Raw genomic sequence first — 17,282 nt, 5'->3', positions numbered from 1 at the left:
TCCGTAAATATTTGTGGTTTCAATCAGGCAGGAGGTAGGAAGGAAGAGGGTTTTAGCCTAGTTGATCAATTTTTGAGATAGTTTGGTTTGATTGCGCCAACTTACTTAATCTTCATAATATGAACACTGAAATAAACTCCAGAATACCTGTTGCTTTAACCATTGCTGGTTCCGATAGCGGTGGCGGTGCAGGAATTCAAGCTGATTTACGCACCTTTGCTTTTCACTGTGTCCACGGTACTAGCGCTATAACCTGCGTCACGGCACAAAACACTCTAGGAGTGAGCAGGATTGATGCCATGCCAAGAGAGGCTGTTGTGGCGCAAATTCAGGCAGTAGTTGAGGATATTGGCGTACAAGCTACCAAAACGGGAATGTTGCTCAATCAGGAAATTATCTTTGCTGTTGCCCAGCAGGTAGAAGCTTTACAAATCGCTAATCTAGTAGTTGATCCAGTAATGGTGTCACGTACAGGATCACAATTGATTGATGATGATGCTGTGAAGACCCTGTGCCATGCCTTGATTCCCAAAGCAGTTATCATTACGCCGAATCGCTACGAAGCCCAGATTTTGAGTGGTTTACAAATTAATTCTTTGGAGGATATGCAAGCTGCTGCTGAAATTATTCACAAGACTTTACGGACGAAGGCTGTTTTAGTCAAGGGCGGAGGTATGCAGGGAGATATGCGTGGTGTTGATATCTGGTTTGATGGGGACAAGTTGGAAGTTTTGACTACAAAGCAAGTAGAGACTAAAAATACCCACGGTACTGGTTGTACACTATCGGCTGCGATCGCTGCTAATCTGGCTAAAGGAAAAGACTTGTGGCAGGCTGTGCAACAGGCAAAGGAGTATGTGACTACTGCACTCACTTACGCCCTAGATATTGGCCAAGGGCAAGGCCCCGTGGGACACTTCTTCCCATTGTTACGAAATTAACCTTTTGTGATCAAGGGGATTGGGAACTGGCGTATGGAGAGAAATAAATTCAAAATTCACGCATTCAAAATTGAATAAGTTCTGCCTCCTCTTTCCCAATGCCCAATAAATCTTTGCCCTTTCGGCATTTTTCTATTATTCTTGGGCATAGTTTCATGGCTGACTATCTCTGTTAGCATCTCTGTACGATCTAATTACCTTGATTTTTAATACCAAGTCCCCGATGCGAACAACCATAGGTTCTGTTCACAGGAATTCGCCAACACCGACTACTCAAGCCTACCCTCCCTCTGTACCACTATCTGTATATAGGGAATTGTCAACAGAGTTACAAGCAACACAGGTGAGGCTAAATGCACTCACCACCCAAAATCAGCAATTAGCACAAGAAAATCAACTACTACGACAAGAAATTATCAAAGTCGTTGAGTCTTTTTCTCACTTGCAAAAGTTTGTGAATTCCCATGCTACGCCTAGTTATCACCAAGCTACCCAAGCTTCTGGCGACGTTAAAAGTGCCACCAAACAGCCAGTAACACAAGCGCGTCCACGTCAGCAGGTTTATCGTTCCCATCCACCCGTTATCCCCAAAGCCCCACGCGAACAAAGCCGCCACCAAGACTTTTCTCCACCTGTAATGGAAATGAATTTTCCGATACCAGAACCAGTTTTTATAGAAGAGCAACAAGTCAGTTATTATTCCACTACTGAGCCAGAGATTAAGGGACTCAATAGCTGGTGGTTAATTATCACCATCTTGTTAATCATGTTGACTGCCTTTAGTGCTGGATATTTCGTTGTGCGTCCCTTGTTTGAACATCAGAAAGGTTAGTTGACACTCCCACAGTTAGCAGCAAGAGGCTTTCGGGCTACCGTGCAATTTGTCTACAATCACTCTCTAAATATCCGAACAAATCTGCTAAATGGCGGAATTTATTTATTTTTAGGTTATAAAAGCTACATAAAATGCTAAATTGACAGCAACTTCTTTATGTTAGAACCTCAAAAATTATCCAATTAATAAATCCTTGCTGGTTCTCATGTTCCAAATTCTCAAGCAAAGCATCTACACTTTAAAAAAAGTGGTAATTATTACATATGTTTTAGGAAAAGCACTGCTAGTTACAGCTTCAGACAACGGATCTGGTTAGATATATAAACGAAGCTAGTAGAAGTCAGGAGTCAAGAAGATGAAAAAAGTGGAAGCTATTATCCGGCCATTTAAGCTAGATGAGGTGAAAATTGCCTTAGTTAACGCTGGTATTGTTGGGATGACTGTTTCTGAAGTTCGGGGGTTCGGACGTCAGAAAGGTCAAACTGAACGGTATCGCGGTTCTGAGTATACCGTTGAGTTTCTGCAAAAACTCAAAGTGGAAATCGTCGTTGACGATAGTCAGGTTGATATGGTGGTGGACAAAGTTATTGCTGCTGCCCGCACTGGTGAAATCGGCGATGGTAAAATTTTCATCTCGCCTGTTGAGCAAGTGATTCGGATTCGCACTGGCGAAAAGAACACAGAAGCAGTTTGAGTGCTGATAAGCTTCTGAACTATATGCCTATATATGACTCAATAAGTCACATATAGGCATATTTGTCCATTAAATTATTATTGTCCAATTTAAATAATTCTTGTCATCTTTGCAATGAATAGCAATAATCGTCAAAAGTCATAATAGTCAAGGGTTGTGACGATTTTATTATCTTAATCATTCTGCAAACAATTTTAAATCAAATGATGTCAGCGCTTCACAGTTGGCAGTTGGTTCGTAATAACCTCTAACAAAAATAAAACCAATTATCCCGGTATAAAATACCATTTTTGCATTTCAGTTGGTAATATGATTGACTGTCTATAAAAAGACACCTATACAGTAGACCTCTTGCATAAATCAAAAATAAGAACCCCACCCCGCTTGCGGGGAGGGGTTGGGGGTGGGGTGTTAGGGACTTTTGCAAGAGGTCTAGTTGATGGGTTAAACACAGAGGAAAAAAGTAATTGATTCAGCCTTTATTTATACTTATTATCAATAAATGTTAACACTTACGAAATAAAGGCAAGTTTGTGATCATCAAAAGCCGGAGATTCTACTGTTATGGCAAAACTCACTCTTCCAAAGCTGGAACGTCACTTATTTGCGGCGGCTGATATTTTACGCGGCAAAATGGATGCTTCTGACTATAAGGAATTTATCTTTGGGATGCTGTTCTTAAAGCGGGCTGCTGATGTATTTGATGGGCGCTATCAGCAACTTGTCAAGAAATTTATGGATGAAGGTCTGAGTGAAGAAGCCGCTAAGGAAAAAGCAGACAACCCTAAACGCTATGTTCCAACTAATACAGAAGCTTATACGTTATTTGTGCCACCACAATCTCGTTGGAGTACCATAGTTAACACCTTTCATCAACAAATAGGCAATAAACTTAATACTGCCTTACACAGTCTTGCTGATGCTAATCAGGCGGTGTTGCGGGATGTTTTTGAGCATATTGATTTTAATGACCAGGTAGGTGGCAAGAGTACGTTAAGCGATTTGCAATTACGCCAAATGATAGAACATTTTGACAAGCGATCGCTACGGAATGAAGATTTAGAATTTCCCGATTTATTGGGTGCAGCCTATGAGTATTTAATTTATTTCTTTGCTGACTCTGCTGGTAAAAAGGGCGGTGAATTTTATACTCCCCGTGGAGTGGTGAAGTTAATGGTGCGAATTGTCAACCCCCAAGAAAGGATGGAGGTTTATGACCCCTGTGTGGGTTCGGGGGGAATGTTAATTTTGTCTAAGCAGCACATTGAAGAACACGGTGGAAATTCCCGCGATTTGAGACTCTACGGACAAGACAATAACGGGGGAGTTTGGGCTATCTGCAAGATGAATTTATTGCTGCATGGAATCCCCAATGCTGTGCTTCAGAACGACGATACCTTGATGGTGCCGATTAAAGAGGGGGGGAATTTAAAGCATTATGACCGAATACTGAGTAATCCACCGTTTTCGCAAAACTACAGCCGGGGTAATAAAGATAACCCGATGGAGTTTCTTGAGAGATTCCGTGTTTTTTGCCCTACAAGTGGAAAAGCTGATTTGATGTTTGCCCAGCACATGCTGGCGGTGTTAAAGCAAGATGGGATTATGGCGACAGTAATGCCGCATGGGGTACTGTTTCGCGGTGGAGAAGAAAAGAAAATCCGCCAGTTATTTATTGAAGAAGATAATTTAGAGGCGGTGATTGGCTTACCACCACAATTATTTTATGGTACTGGGATTCCGGCGTGTATTTTGGTGATGCGTCCCACAGGTGCCAAACCAAAAGCGACTCAAGGTAAGGTGTTATTTATCAATGCTGATGCTGAATTTCAGGCTGGACGCGCTCAAAATTCTTTGCGTCCCGAACATATAGAAAAAATTGTCTCAGCTTATCAAGATTTTACAACTAATGCTGATTATCCTGGGATTGCTGGTTATGCGGCGGTGGTGACTCAACAACAATTGGCTGACTACGAATACAACTGCAATATTCGCCGCTATGCTGATAATACCCCACCACCAGAACCTCAAGATGTGCGATCGCATCTTTTGGGTGGTGTACCCAAGTCTGAGGTAGATGCAAAGCAAGAATTGTTTACTAGCCACGGTTTTGACCCGATGACTTTGTTACAACGAAGGGTAGGGTAAACGTGGAAAAACGATTGCACCCCACCCCGCCAAAGCTACGCTTTGTTTCCCTTCCCCTTGGTAACTACGGTGTACATACAAATGCGTTCGCCGAAATAACAAATGAGTTCGCCGAAATAACAAATGAGTTCGCCGAAATAACAAATGAGTTCGCCGAAATAACAAATGAGTTCGCCGAAATAACAAATGCGTTCGCTGAAATAACAAATGAGTTCGCCAAAGTAACAAATGTGTAGGCGTAGCCCGCCGCAGGCATCGTCCTTATTGCAATACTGCAAATCTTTGGTGATGAGGTTTTTCCGACTTGTGTGTACACAAGTCAAATTACCCCCCTTAATCCCCCCTTAGAAAGGGGGGAAACCAGAAATACAGTTCCCTCCCCTTAGAAAGGGGAGGGTTAGGGTGGGGTAAAACTGACGCGAAAAACCAGGTGAGTAAACTATTTCAAACTTGTGTATACACCGTAGGCAGGCGGGGAGGGGTTGGGGGTGGGGTTCTTCGAGTTAAATAAGCAATCAAGTGGACATGATATAACAAGCTGATACGAATTAATAAATATGGAAGAATATTTAGATTTTCAGCCAACGTTAACGGAACGCGCCCAAATTAAGCAGCGCATTGAAACTGATGCAGGGATTGGACAACAGGAGGACAAACTACGGCAAGTTACTCTCAATTGGTGGCAGCAACATCAACAGCGTTTAATTGATTTGCCTAAAAACAAGCAGTTGATGAAGCTACGGGCAGAATTTTTACAGACCTTTGAAGCGGCGGTGCGTCCCATTGGTTTGTTAGATAGGTTTAAGACTATGGGAGTCATTGCTAGCTGGTGGGAAGATGCTTATGAGGTTTCTGCTGATTTGAAACGTTTAGCGAATTTGGGTTTTAAAGGTTTGATTGATTCTTGGGTGGATACAATTCGGGATGCTTTGGAAGATACGGAAAGTAAGCAATCTGGTAATAAGTTTGACGCTTTGAGTCACAAAATTGTCCCGGCGCTGGTTCCGCAGTATTTGCAACAGTTGGAAGATGCTGAGGCGGAAGTTGCTACGTTGGAACAGGAGAAGGAAGCCTTTGAACAAGGGGAGGAAGGGGAAGCGTCAGACGATGGGGAAGTTGTTAACTTTGTCAAGCAATTAGAAGAACAACTGAAGGAATTGAAATATTCAATTAAGGATGGTCAAAAACGGCTGAAGGAATTGCTGGGAAGTGACCGTAAAAAGGGGTCGATTAAGTACGAGAAAAAGCAGGGTAATGATGCGACTGTTTTAGAAGAGGAATTGGCTAATCTGCAATCAATGGTGATCCCAAAAGAGCAGGAAATTGCCGAGATTGAGGTGCAGTTACAACCCTATAAGGAGATTTTGGAAAGGTTGAAGGAAGCACGTAAGTCTGTGCGGGAGTTGAAAGGGTTGCTTGTAAAAGAGTTGGAAGCTGCGAGTGCAGGTTTGAGTGAGGAGAAAGCGCAGGGGTTGGTTTTGGATTTGTTTAAGGCGGATTTGTTGATGCAGTTGGAGAGATATGTGAGTGAACACCGTCAGATGGTGATTGCTGCTGTAGAGAATTGGTGGGATAAGTATCGGGTGACGTTGGGGGAAATTGAGAAGGAAGAGGAGGAAGTTAATCAAAAGTTGGCTGAGTTGTTGAGGGGGTTGGGGTATGTCTAAAACCCTCGTTAAGTCTGAGACTTTCAATAATACACCTATCGGAAATTTTCCATTAGATTGGGATATTGTAACCATCGGTGATATTGCTACTTATGTGGGTAGTGGAATAACTCCTAAAGGTGGAAGCAATATCTATAAGAAAGAAGGAATTTTATTCATCCGAAGTCAAAATGTTACTTTTGAGGGCTTATTGCTAGATGATGTAGCCCACATTGATAAAAAAATTCACAAAATCATGAAACGCAGTGAGGTTTTTGCCCATGATGTTCTTTTAAATATCACAGGTGCATCAATAGGTCGTTGCTGTCCACTCCCTGAAGGACTTGGAACAGCTAATGTAAATCAACATGTTTGTGCTATTCGTTTACCTAATCCTAATCGAGAGAATGCAATATTTTTATCATCTGTCCTTGCATCTTATATTGGCGAATCTCAGATTAATAAACTCAATGCAGGTGGAAATCGTGAAGGATTAAATTATCAACAGCTTCGTGCTTTTTTAATTCCTTTTCCTCCAACACAAGAACGTGCTGACATCGCTAAAATATTAGACGCGATTGATAAAGCGATCGCACTCACCGACACCCACATCACAAAACTCAAAAAAGCCAAAGCCGGACTACTGCACGACCTCCTCACACGCGGTATTGACGAACATGGCGAACTGAGAGATCCCACACGTAACCCTGAACAATTTAAGCGATCGCCCTTGGGGATAATTCCGAAAGATTGGGGTGTTCAACCAGCCGAAAATATTTGTCTTGCAGTCGTTGATTGTAAGAACAGAACCCCGCCTGTTACAGATGAAGGTCATCCTGTTATCCGAACAACAAACATCAGGAACGGGAATTTTATCTATAAAGACTTGCAATTTACTGATCATCGTTCATACCTGCAATGGACGAGAAAAGGTATACCGCGTTATGGGGATGTTCTGATTACAAGGGAAGCCCCTGTTGGTGAAGTTTGTCTACTTCCTGAACATATGACACACGCTTGTTTAGGACAACGCATGATGATGTATCAAGTAAATCCTGACATTATCGGCAACGATTTTATGTTGTTGTCGCTCCTGTCAGACTCAGTTAAATCAAGGCTTTTAGATTTAGCTGGTGGGTCAACTGTTGGGCATGTTCGTGTTGGAGACATTCGCAGACAGTTGGTTCATGTTCCACCTTTATATGAGCAAGTCAGAATTGTTGAATGCTTAAAGCCCTTGTCTCAAAAGCTGAGTGTGAAAGTCAATATTTTAAATAAACTCAAATTATTAAAAAAAGGCTTAATGTTAGACCTATTAACCGGACAGGTGCGCGTCAAAATTTAACCAACAAAGGATAAAACTAAAAAGAATATAAAACAATCCAGTTCAATTAAGCATTTCTTCCTTCTCTTCCTTCTCTTCCTTTGCGTTCTTTGCGTCCTTGGCGGTTCGTTAAAAAAATTGACTTTGATAAAGAGTTAAGCCTTAACCCAACCGTATTGGAATATAAAATACAAGAAAAGCTCGAAGAAAACGTCATGATTGCAACACCCAATAAATACCATTTAACCCCCGACGAATATCTCCAATGGGAAGCGAGACAGGAAGATTAAACACCAGTATATAAATGGCGAAGTTTACGCCTGACAGGAGGGACAATTCCCCATAACGCCATAGCTGTTAACCTTATCGCCGCACTTAGACCCCATGTCAGAGGAAGTTCTTGCAGGGTTTTAAGTTCTGATGCCAAAGTGGGAATTACAGAAAAAGGTTCCTTCTTTTATCCTGATGTACTTGTAACCTGCAACGCCCAAGATAGACAAGCGATTCAAGTCATTCAATTCCCTAAACTGATTGTTGAAGTTCTTTCTCCCGGAACTGAAGCCTACGACCGAGGTGCTAAATTTGCCCAATATCGCCGTCTAGAAAGTTTGCAGGAATACGTACTAATTAATTCCGAAAGCATTGGTCTAGACATCTTCCGCCTCAACGATCGCAGCAAATGGGAACTAACTTATTATACCAACGGCGACAAAATTGAGTTAGTTTGTATTGAGTTTAAATTTCCTATAGAACTGCTGTACGAAGACGTAGAATTTTCGCCACAGGGGGCGCAAAATGACGGGACTTGAATATACATATACAGAATTACCCACAATAGAACAACTCCAAAAAATGCAACAACTTCCCGGCGGTTTAGGCTGGGAACATATCGAAGCAAACCATTTAGCAGCAATCTCCGAACTACGGGACGATTACCACGAAGTTCTCCTAATTCCCCGACTCCAGCGCCAACTCAGAGAAATCAACCTCGACGACAACGGACAACCCTGGCTAGACGAACGCCGCATCAACCAAGCCATCAGCCAACTGCAAAACCTCGGCCCCGGTAAACTGATGGAGAAAAACGAAACCCTGACAAAACTCCTCCTCACAGGCGTGAAAGTCGAAGGACTCACAGGAAAACAAATTACCATCAACCTGATAGACTTCGACCACCCCGAACGTAACGACTTCCTCGCCATCAGCCAATTCCGCATCGACCCACCGGGAGTAAAAGGCCCAAAAGGTCACTATCGCCCCGATATCATTTTGTTTGTCAACGGTATCCCCCTCGTCGTCATCGAATGCAAAGCCCCAGGTGCAGATATGCTCAAATCTGGGATTCAAGACTTGCTCAAATACTCCAACCAACGCCACAGCCCGCTACTAGAAGGAATTGAGCGGCTTTTTCACTACAACCAATTGATGATTTCCTGCACCTCCGGGCGGGCTGTTGTGGGTACGGTGGGGAGTCAACCCAAGCATTATCTGGAATGGAAAGACACCAGCCCCTTTGATTCCAACTTAATAGCCCAGGTTTTAGACATCACAAACCCTACCCTTCCCGAAGAGGAATTAATCTCAAGTGCATCTAATTACTTATTACCTGAATCTTCCCCTACTAAGGAAGACGAAACTTTAACAGCAGTCAAAAGCGGCGAAAAGTTAGAAGATTTAATTGACCCATCCAAACTTAACCGCCGCCAGCAACTCATCGCCGGAATGCTTCACCCCGCCAACCTGCTGGATATCCTGCGCCACTACATCCTGTTCACAACCAAACACAACCGTCGAATCAAAATAGTCCCGCGCTATCAACAATTTCGTGGCGTATCCAAAGCCGTTGACCGCTTGTTACACGGTAAAACTAAAACACAACACGGTAGCGAAGACCAGCGCGGCGGTATTATCTGGCACTACCAAGGCTCTGGTAAAAGCTTGGATATGGTGTTTATCCTCCGCAAACTGCGGACAATTCCCCAACTTCAACAGTTTAAAGCCGTCATCGTTACCGATCGCACAGATTTAGAAGACCAACTTCAACAAACAGCAACCCTTTCCGGTCAAACTCTGCAAGTAGCAACAAGCATCAAAGATTTAGCGAAGAAACTGCGACAAACAGGGCCGGGTATTGTTTTTGGGATGGTTCAGAAATTTAACAAAATTAATGAACTGAAAGACCTCTCCCACCCAGCCTCTCTCTCCTACGAGGAGAGGGAGGAGCAAAGCGAAAGCGAAAATCAGGGTTTAAAGCCTCTCTCCACTTCGGGGAGAGGTTTGGAGAGGGGTCTTACAGATATCGAAGAATACGCTGATATTGATAAGTTAAACAACGCTCTGAATCCCTCGGAAAACATTTTACTATTAATTGACGAAGCTCACCGTTCCCACAGCAACACCCTTCACGCTTACCTTTCCAAAGCCTTACCCAACTGCGCCAAAATTGGTTTTACAGGAACTCCCATCATCTCCGCAAAGAAAAAGAAAACAAAAGACATCTTTGCTAATGACGAAAATCCTTATATTGATATCTACAGTATCCGCGATTCTCAAAAAGATAAAGTTACAGTTCCCATTTTCTACGAAGGGCTGGAAACAATGGGAGCAGTCAAAGGAGCCAACACCCTAGACCAACTTTTTGAGGTGCTATTTCAAGACTATACCGCAAAAGAACGCGCAGCAATTAAATCCAAATACGTTGGTAAGAAAAACGTCCTCAACTCCAAAGAACTGATGAAGGACAAGGCTAGGCATATCTTACGCCACTATGTCACCCGGATCATGCAGGGTAAATTTAAAGCTCAGGTAGCAGCAAGCGATCGCCAAGCTTGCGTTTTGTACCAGCAATATCTTACCGCAGCCAAAGACGAACTGATTCAAGAATTAGAATCAAAAGCTATCATTCTGCAAAGTCTGAAATTAGAATCAGCACCAGCCGAATACCGCACCCTTGTACAAGCTTATCCTTACCTCGATACCATCAAGCGCTTAGAATTTGCGGCGATTATCTCCGCCAACAGCAAAAATGACCCCCAAGCCTGGAAACAATGGACGGATGAAAATAACCATACCATCTACAAAAACCGTTTCTGGAAAAACTTAGATGAAGATGGTTTAGCTTTTTTAATTGTGAATAATAAACTCTTGGTGGGCTTCGACGCACCTTTAGAACAAGTGCTATATGTAGACCGCAGCTTAGTAGAACATGATTTATTACAAGCGATCGCTCGTACCAACCGCACCGCCGAAGGTAAAGACTACGGCTTAATTGTAGACTATTACGGTATCGACATCGCCGCCGCGATGAGTGTCTACGACCAAGAAGATGTCGATGGTGCTTGGTTTGATATCCAAGAAGAACTACCCAAACTACATGAAGCCCACCACCGGGTAATGAATTTTTGGCAAGAATGCAACTTAAATATTTACGATGACAAAGAAGCTTGTATAAATATCCTAAATCATGATGAGCGAGCGCGTGCAGAATTCTATCAACTTCTACGGGAGTTTCTGCAAGCAATGGATGCCTTTTTACCTCGTCCCCAAGCTTTGCGCTACCTGAAGGATGCGAAAAAATTGGGAGAATTAAAGAAATTAGTCGATGATATTTTTCGAGATGAACGCCCAGAAGATGCTAAAGAAAAAGTTCAAGCCCTGATAGACCAACACATTCAATCTCAGGGGATTAACCTGAAAGTTTCACCAGTAAATATCCTTGACCTAGACTTTGAGCAACGGGTACAACAAAGAAGTTCCGTCCAAACTCGTGCGGCTGAAATGGAACACGCCATCCGTTACCACATCCGCACCCATCTAGACGATGACCCAGTTTATTATCGCAATCTCAGCGACAAACTAGAAGAAATTTTACAACGTTTGGGTGCAGATTGGAATGCGATCGCTACAGAATTTTTAAACCTAGCGCAAAAAGTCCGAGCCGAACACACCGAAGTCAGCGAAAATCAACCATCAGCCCGAATTCGCCCATTCTTCAATGCTCTCATAGATACGCTGGAGTCATCAACACCTGAAATTACCACCCAACTACAAACCTTTACCACCGAACTGGTAGACTTTATCTACAACCAAAGTTATGTAATTGGCTTCTGGAACGACTTGGTAGCCAGGGAAAACCTCTGCAAAAATATCTGGCTGAAATTAGAAGATTTAAATGTCTTCCCAGATAGTAAACTGGATGGTTTAGCAGACCAAATCACCCAATTAGCCGAACGACACGATGCAAATCGAAGCAGATGAAAACCATTAATGTTGGAGAACTTTCCTTTGAATTGCGCGAAAGTCCCCGTCGTCGCACAGTTGAAATTACCATCGAACGCGACGGTCAACTAATCATAACAACACCACCTCAAGTCCCTGTAGAAAAACTAGGACAAATTATCGAACAACGCTACTTCTGGATTTACAGCAAACTCCTCAAAAAAGCAGCTATCAAACCACCATCAGCACAAAAAACTTATTTACCTGGCGAAGGCTTCCACTATTTAGGACGCAGCTATCGCCTCAAGTTAGTAGACACCGCAGACAACCCCCTGAGACTTTACCAAGGACGCTTTGAACTTTTGCGATCGCATCAAGAGCAAGGTCGAGATTTATTTATTCAGTGGTATCGCGGTCATCTTCAACAGCATTTAGAATCAATTATTACATCCATCACTAACAGAATAGGTAAAGAACCGACTTCTATGCAAGTGCGCGAACTCGGTAATCATTGGGGTTCATGTAATCCAAAAGGTGATATTTATTTCCACTGGCGTGTTGCTTTGCTTCCTAGTTCCATGATTGAATATGTAGTCGTTCATGAAATGGTTCACTTAATTCAACCCAACCACAATAGAGACTTTTGGGATAGGGTAGAGCGAATCTTACCTGACTGCGTGGATAGAAAAGAGTGGTTAGCAAAAAACGGCGCAATTTTTAGTTTATGAATTTGTACAAGGGGTAGTAGTTTGTCAGGGTAGAATCATGTCTCGATAGATTATTGTTGTGGCGAGTTCTGCACAGGGTATTACTATTTTAGTAATGAATAAAATTTTATTCATTGACTGTAGAAAATAGGAATTAAAGAAGGCTTGTCAATTTTGCCTTCAAAAGCCCTTGTTGGCAAGAGTTTTCACGGGTGTGGTTTCCAAAGCCCTCTCGTTAGGTGGTGGGTTGAAAGTATTCCTGTGAAAACCTCCACTAGTACATTCAAGAGTTTCCAAAGCCCTCTCGTTAGGTAGTGGGTTGAAAGAAGTCTTAGATGCAAATGTGGCGATGGCGATCGGTTTCCAAAGCCCTCTTGTTAGGTGGTGGGTTGAAAGTTCTGATCACCGAAGTCGGGCTTTGGCTATATAATCTTGTATTAGGGTGGTTTGAAAGGAGCGCTGCGATCGCACGTAAGACGCAGCTATTTCATAGTAGTGATGCCTCTGCTTGAGTGAAAACAAGAAAAGAAGAGGTAGTAGATTTTTGTCATTAGACTGCAAATAAAGCGCTTTAAAGCTAGTCTTGTAATTCAAGAGCCTTGGGCTTGCTGTAATCTATTAAATTAGAAAACATATATTTGTCCGAGTTTTACAGGCTGATTTTGGACAACAATTCTTTAAAACTGGTTTCAACTCTAGACAATAATTCTTTAAAACTGGTTTAATTGCTGAAAGTCCCGGAAATGCGTAACTTATGTTCCTGAATTTCGTAAAATTGGACAATAATTCTTTAAAACTGACAATAATTATTTAATGGACACATGGAGAATAACGGATTTGAACCGATGGCCTCTGCGGTGCGATCGCAGCACTCTACCAACTGAGCTAATTCCCCTTAATTAGTGCTAAGTCAAGAGTAATATTACTCATTAACTCAATACATTATCACCATATAATATTCTAACATTCAGTTACCGATTGCTGAGGCTCTTTTTGGGAATAAACCTTCTGTACCCGTTCGAGTTCCAAATCACTGAGATAATCAACAGTCCAGTTACAGCAGCGCTGGAGCATGTGGAATGGGTATGTATTCGCTACCCCAACAACTTGCATTTGCGATCGCTTCGCCGCTTCGATACCTGCTGGGGTATCTTCAATTGCCAAACATTCTTGTGGTTGAAGATTTAATTCAGGATATTCTTTATTCAGGCGTTTCACTGCCAGTAAATAACCATCGGGTTCTGGTTTACTGGTGGTGATGTCATCACCCGCGACGATAATTTTAAAATGTTCAGCCAGTTTAGCTCTATGGAGTACCAATTCTATTTCTTTGCGAATAGCGCCACTGACTAAGCCGATTTTTATATGGCGGGATCGCACTTGAAATATTAAGTCTTCTACACCTGGATATAAAGGCAGTTTCTCTATTTTCTCTAGTTCCACCGTATAGGCTTGTGCTTTCCGGTACAGCAACTGAGTTAAATAGTTTTCGTTACCCACTCTACCACGATTAGCGAGTAATTGCTGAAAACAAGCGCGATCGCTGCGTCCAAGAGAAGCTTGACGCTCATCAACCCGTTGGGGTTGGAGATTTTCTTCAATGAGAATCTCATCTATCAGTTGCAGGTGGATTGGCTCATCGTTAATGATCACACCATTAAAATCAAAGAGAACTGCCTTTAAACTCATGCCATTATGCCAAATACTGGAGATCCAAGTCCCTCCAAATCATTATTATCTATTGATGTGGGAGCATACTGGCGAACATTTTCGGTTGTGATCGGTTTAACGCCGCTAGTTACCTGATTTATCCATCATATATCTTGCGATCGCACAGCTTCAAATCCGACTGCACCCATATTTGCTTCCACGCTACCAGTAGCATACTCACTTGACGCGAGCTTAGGCAACGACACCCTGATTAGTAGTTCTGGTAATCATACCTGATTGCCGTGGCGATCGGCTTGACGTTTGTATTTTATTTAGTTACATTTGTAGTATATAAGAATTACTCCTAAAAGTAGTTCTTCAGCTTTACGAAAATGGAGTCAGCCAAATGAAAGACAATATAACATTTAAATTGCTACAACTAACTAGGTAATGGTTTATAAACCATAGTGATAATTATCAATGTCATATACCCAATCCAAAATCTAAAATCAAAAATAGAAAAGATTATGCCCTACGAAAAATTAGAAATTACCACACCAACACCCGTCTTCTCTTGGGCAAATCACTCTTTGGGGCCAGAAGAAACTAAGATGGCAAAAAATGTGGCATCGCTACCATTTGTGTTTAAGCACATAGCCTTGATGCCAGATGTTCACTTAGGAAAAGGTGCCTTAGTGGGTTCTGTAATTGCGACCAAAGAGGCAATTATCCCAGCTGCTGTCGGAGTGGATATTGGTTGTGGGATGAGCGCTATCAAAACATCATTTACCGCTGAACAACTGGAAGGGAAACTGAAGAAAATCCGCCTGGATATTGAAGCAGCAATTCCTACTGGATTCCACGAAAACAAAGACGTTGAAAAATCTGTTATCAACTGGCAACACTGGGATGATTTTAAAGATTTGCATCGCGGCGTGCAAGACCTACAAAGTAAAGCAATGAAACAGATGGGTTCTCTCGGTGGAGGAAACCACTTTATTGAAGTCTGCCTTGATACCGAGAATCAAGTTTGGCTGATGTTGCATTCTGGTTCGCGCAACATCGGTAATAAACTCGCCCAGTGTCATATTCACACAGCTAGAGAATTAGCAAAGATGGCAGGTAATAAATTGCCTGACCCTGATTTGGCTCACTTTGTCGCTGGTACGCCAGAATTCCAAGCATACTGGCACGATTTGCAATGGTCACAAAACTATGCGCGTGTCAACCGTGATGTGATGATGGCGCGTTTTAAGCACATAGTTGAGAAGCATTTAGCAGGTGGAAAGGCAACTAAACCTTTATTGCAGGTTAATTGTCATCACAATTACGCCGAAAAAGAAGTGCATTTTGATGAGGATGTATACGTTACTCGTAAGGGTGCAGTCCGCGCCCAGACTGAAGATTATGGGATTATTCCTGGTTCGATGGGGGCAAAGTCTTTCATCGTTAAAGGTAAAGGTAATGCCTACAGTTTCTGTTCTTGTTCCCACGGTGCAGGGCGTTTGATGTCTAGAAATAAGGCAAAAAATGTCTACACACTTGATGATTTGATTGAGCAAACACAAGGCGTAGAATGCCGTAAAGATGAGGGTGTGTTAGATGAAATTCCTGGTGCTTATAAGTCGATAGAACAAGTGATGGCAAATCAAGCGGATTTGGTTGAAGTTGTAGCAACACTTAAGCAAGTTCTTTGTGTTAAGGGATAAATTTGTCGGGTGGGTAATGCCCACCTTTTTTATTTTTTTAAACGCAGAGGGACGCGTTCGCAAAGCGTCTCGCAGAGAAGGGAAGCGCAGAGGTACGCTGAGGAATAAATGATTGTTTTAAGTGAATCGACTGAATATAAATAGGGTCATTTCCCAGCACTAGCGAAAATAAATTAATAGTGTAATTTTATCACGCATTAGCTTACTATATTTTTTGTAGTAGTTCACAAGTTATTAGGCAACATGAAATTTGAACAACTCTCAGCGATTCATGTAGCAAGCGGAAATCTTGTGCCGATGACCAGCAAACCTCCTATTTTGTCCAGTACTAATCACTGGAATGGGATTGTGCTTGAACAGCACCATTTACCCGCCTTTGAATGTCCAGAACTTTGCTTACAGCAGCACAGCATTAATATTTGGCTTGGTAATTCATGTCAAATAGACTGGCGACTAGCCGGTGGAAGGTTGCATAGTACGCATATGAGGAGAGGTTGGGTAAATGTTACTCCAAAGGGGATTCCGACTCAAGCCCGTTGGCATCAGGAAATAAAATTTCTCTTAGTCTCTTTTGATTCGAGTCTATTTAAGAGAGTAACAGATGAACTGATTGTTGGGAGCTATCGCACTATCGAAATTATCCCACAGCGCGGAGTCTGCGATCGCCAAATTCTTCATCTGGGAATGGCACTCAAAGCAGAGCTTGAAGCCGGATGTCCATCTGGTAAACTATATGGTGAATCAGTTGCTCTTGCTCTAGCAGCCCATCTCCTCAAAACTTATTCTGGAACATGGCAACTAAATTCACAGTTTGAGGTTAATCTTTCTCACCGTCAATTAGGGCAGATAATTGATTATATTTATGACAACTTAGCACTAGAATTAACGCTGGCAGAACTGGCTAGTCTAGTGAATATGAGCTCCTATTCATTCTGTCGTTGGTTTAAACGTTTAATTGGTCTTTCTCCACATCAATACGTTATTCAATGTCGGATTGAACGAGCTAAATTTTTACTCACTTATACTCAATTAGCTCTTATCGAAATTGCACTTCAAGTTGGCTGTTCTAGCCAAAGCAACTTTACTACCCTTTTTCGTAAGCATATAGGAATCACACCCAAAGCATATAGAGAGATGATATAAATTTTGTGATTTTGCAAGATTTCAACATTTTGAAAGCAAGTTTTCAGAAGACAGAAGTTTCACTCACAATTTATTCTCATAATTGACCAGTGAAAATCGAGAATATCATGCAAAATAGCCAATACGAACAACAGTATAAGAAAAAAATAATTGATTTCTTCGATAGCAGAACTAGCTATAGGACTCCTATTTGATTTTTGAACAAATTCCGTACATCTGAAGAGTGGCAAAATCAAAGGTAGTGTGTCGAATAAACCACTCAAACAT

The 17,282-nt window shown here is 42.1% G+C and carries 13 protein-coding genes, 1 tRNA gene and 1 pseudogene; 12 read left to right on the top strand and 3 right to left on the bottom strand.

Translation table 11 applies throughout. The features are described 5' to 3' along the window. Window positions 1-119 precede the first annotated feature (119 nt). The 10 genes from thiD (at window position 120) to V7K36_RS18230 (ending at window position 13,025) form a co-directional block, all read left to right on the top strand. Window positions 120-941, top strand: a complete 822-nt coding sequence (thiD, locus tag V7K36_RS18275) for a bifunctional hydroxymethylpyrimidine kinase/phosphomethylpyrimidine kinase (protein ID WP_335118018.1) — start codon at window positions 120-122, stop codon at window positions 939-941. 223 nt (window positions 942-1,164) lie between these two features. Beyond that, window positions 1,165-1,773, top strand: a complete 609-nt coding sequence (locus V7K36_RS18270) for a hypothetical protein (protein WP_335118017.1) — start codon at window positions 1,165-1,167, stop codon at window positions 1,771-1,773. A 358-nt stretch (window positions 1,774-2,131) separates the two neighbouring features. Continuing rightward, window positions 2,132-2,470 (top strand): P-II family nitrogen regulator, encoded by a 339-nt coding sequence (locus tag V7K36_RS18265; RefSeq protein WP_292800919.1) that lies wholly within the window; start codon window positions 2,132-2,134, stop codon window positions 2,468-2,470. A gap of 564 nt (window positions 2,471-3,034) precedes the next feature. Beyond that, window positions 3,035-4,618 carry a type I restriction-modification system subunit M gene (locus V7K36_RS18260; protein WP_335118015.1) on the top strand — a complete coding sequence of 528 codons (1,584 nt, stop codon included), beginning with the start codon at window positions 3,035-3,037 and terminating at the stop codon, window positions 4,616-4,618. Between the two features lie 557 nt (window positions 4,619-5,175). Continuing rightward, window positions 5,176-6,285 carry a hypothetical protein gene (locus V7K36_RS18255; protein ID WP_335118013.1) on the top strand — a complete coding sequence of 370 codons (1,110 nt, stop codon included), beginning with the start codon at window positions 5,176-5,178 and terminating at the stop codon, window positions 6,283-6,285. Beyond that, window positions 6,278-7,609, top strand: a complete 1,332-nt coding sequence (locus V7K36_RS18250; protein WP_335118011.1) for a restriction endonuclease subunit S — start codon at window positions 6,278-6,280, stop codon at window positions 7,607-7,609. The genes V7K36_RS18255 and V7K36_RS18250 overlap by 8 nt, the downstream gene beginning before the upstream one ends. 299 nt (window positions 7,610-7,908) lie before the next feature. Next, a complete protein-coding gene (locus tag V7K36_RS18245; protein ID WP_335118020.1) occupies window positions 7,909-8,397 on the top strand; it encodes a Uma2 family endonuclease in 489 nt (162 codons plus the stop codon). Beyond that, window positions 8,384-11,845, top strand: a complete 3,462-nt coding sequence (locus tag V7K36_RS18240) for a type I restriction endonuclease subunit R (protein WP_335118009.1) — start codon at window positions 8,384-8,386, stop codon at window positions 11,843-11,845. Before V7K36_RS18245 ends, V7K36_RS18240 begins: the two co-directional genes overlap by 14 nt. Next, entirely contained in the window at window positions 11,842-12,534 is a 693-nt protein-coding gene (locus V7K36_RS18235; protein ID WP_335118007.1) for a M48 family metallopeptidase, read from the top strand. The genes V7K36_RS18240 and V7K36_RS18235 overlap by 4 nt, the downstream gene beginning before the upstream one ends. Before the next feature lie 314 nt (window positions 12,535-12,848). Next, entirely contained in the window at window positions 12,849-13,025 is a 177-nt protein-coding gene (locus V7K36_RS18230) for a hypothetical protein (protein ID WP_335118005.1), read from the top strand. A 310-nt stretch (window positions 13,026-13,335) separates the two neighbouring features. On the opposite strand, the gene V7K36_RS18225 is transcribed toward V7K36_RS18230, so the two are convergent. The 3 genes and pseudogenes from V7K36_RS18225 to V7K36_RS34180 form a co-directional block, all read right to left on the bottom strand. Beyond that, window positions 13,336-13,408: transfer RNA gene (locus V7K36_RS18225), tRNA-Ala, on the bottom strand. Between the two features lie 65 nt (window positions 13,409-13,473). Then, entirely contained in the window at window positions 13,474-14,202 is a 729-nt protein-coding gene (locus V7K36_RS18220; RefSeq protein ID WP_335118002.1) for an HAD family hydrolase, read from the bottom strand. Further along, window positions 14,199-14,402, bottom strand: a pseudogene (locus V7K36_RS34180) (methyltransferase type 11); the annotation flags it as partial. The gene V7K36_RS18220 and the pseudogene V7K36_RS34180, both read right to left, overlap by 4 nt. 288 nt (window positions 14,403-14,690) lie before the next feature. Between V7K36_RS34180 and V7K36_RS18215 the strand changes: the two are divergent. Then, window positions 14,691-15,872: an RtcB family protein gene (locus V7K36_RS18215; RefSeq protein ID WP_335118000.1), complete on the top strand. Its 1,182-nt coding sequence runs from the start codon at window positions 14,691-14,693 to the stop codon at window positions 15,870-15,872. Window positions 15,873-16,115: 243 nt separating this feature from the next. Beyond that, entirely contained in the window at window positions 16,116-17,015 is a 900-nt protein-coding gene (locus V7K36_RS18210) for a helix-turn-helix transcriptional regulator (RefSeq protein ID WP_335117997.1), read from the top strand. Window positions 17,016-17,282: the final 267 nt, after the last annotated feature.

Origin of the sequence: Nostoc sp., from assembly GCF_036919555.1 — a bacterium.
Classification (GTDB): Bacteria; Cyanobacteriota; Cyanobacteriia; order Cyanobacteriales; family Nostocaceae; genus Nostoc.
The sequence above is the reverse complement of the archived record's forward strand: the minus strand, read 5'-3'. Positions and strand labels throughout refer to the sequence as shown.

What these genes read in the sequence shown, in the direction of transcription:
- V7K36_RS18220 (WP_335118002.1), bottom strand. Translation starts at nt 14,202, where the DNA reads ATGAGTTTAAAGGCAGTTCTCTTTGATTTTAATGGTGTGATCATTAAC.
- V7K36_RS18240 (WP_335118009.1), top strand. Translation starts at nt 8,384, where the DNA reads ATGACGGGACTTGAATATACATATACAGAATTACCCACAATAGAACAA.
- V7K36_RS18260 (WP_335118015.1), top strand. Translation starts at nt 3,035, where the DNA reads ATGGCAAAACTCACTCTTCCAAAGCTGGAACGTCACTTATTTGCGGCG.
- V7K36_RS18250 (WP_335118011.1), top strand. Translation starts at nt 6,278, where the DNA reads ATGTCTAAAACCCTCGTTAAGTCTGAGACTTTCAATAATACACCTATC.
- V7K36_RS18215 (WP_335118000.1), top strand. Translation starts at nt 14,691, where the DNA reads ATGCCCTACGAAAAATTAGAAATTACCACACCAACACCCGTCTTCTCT.
- V7K36_RS18265 (WP_292800919.1), top strand. Translation starts at nt 2,132, where the DNA reads ATGAAAAAAGTGGAAGCTATTATCCGGCCATTTAAGCTAGATGAGGTG.
- thiD (WP_335118018.1), top strand. Translation starts at nt 120, where the DNA reads ATGAACACTGAAATAAACTCCAGAATACCTGTTGCTTTAACCATTGCT.
- V7K36_RS18230 (WP_335118005.1), top strand. Translation starts at nt 12,849, where the DNA reads ATGCAAATGTGGCGATGGCGATCGGTTTCCAAAGCCCTCTTGTTAGGT.
- V7K36_RS18255 (WP_335118013.1), top strand. Translation starts at nt 5,176, where the DNA reads ATGGAAGAATATTTAGATTTTCAGCCAACGTTAACGGAACGCGCCCAA.
- V7K36_RS18270 (WP_335118017.1), top strand. Translation starts at nt 1,165, where the DNA reads ATGCGAACAACCATAGGTTCTGTTCACAGGAATTCGCCAACACCGACT.
- V7K36_RS18210 (WP_335117997.1), top strand. Translation starts at nt 16,116, where the DNA reads ATGAAATTTGAACAACTCTCAGCGATTCATGTAGCAAGCGGAAATCTT.
- V7K36_RS18235 (WP_335118007.1), top strand. Translation starts at nt 11,842, where the DNA reads ATGAAAACCATTAATGTTGGAGAACTTTCCTTTGAATTGCGCGAAAGT.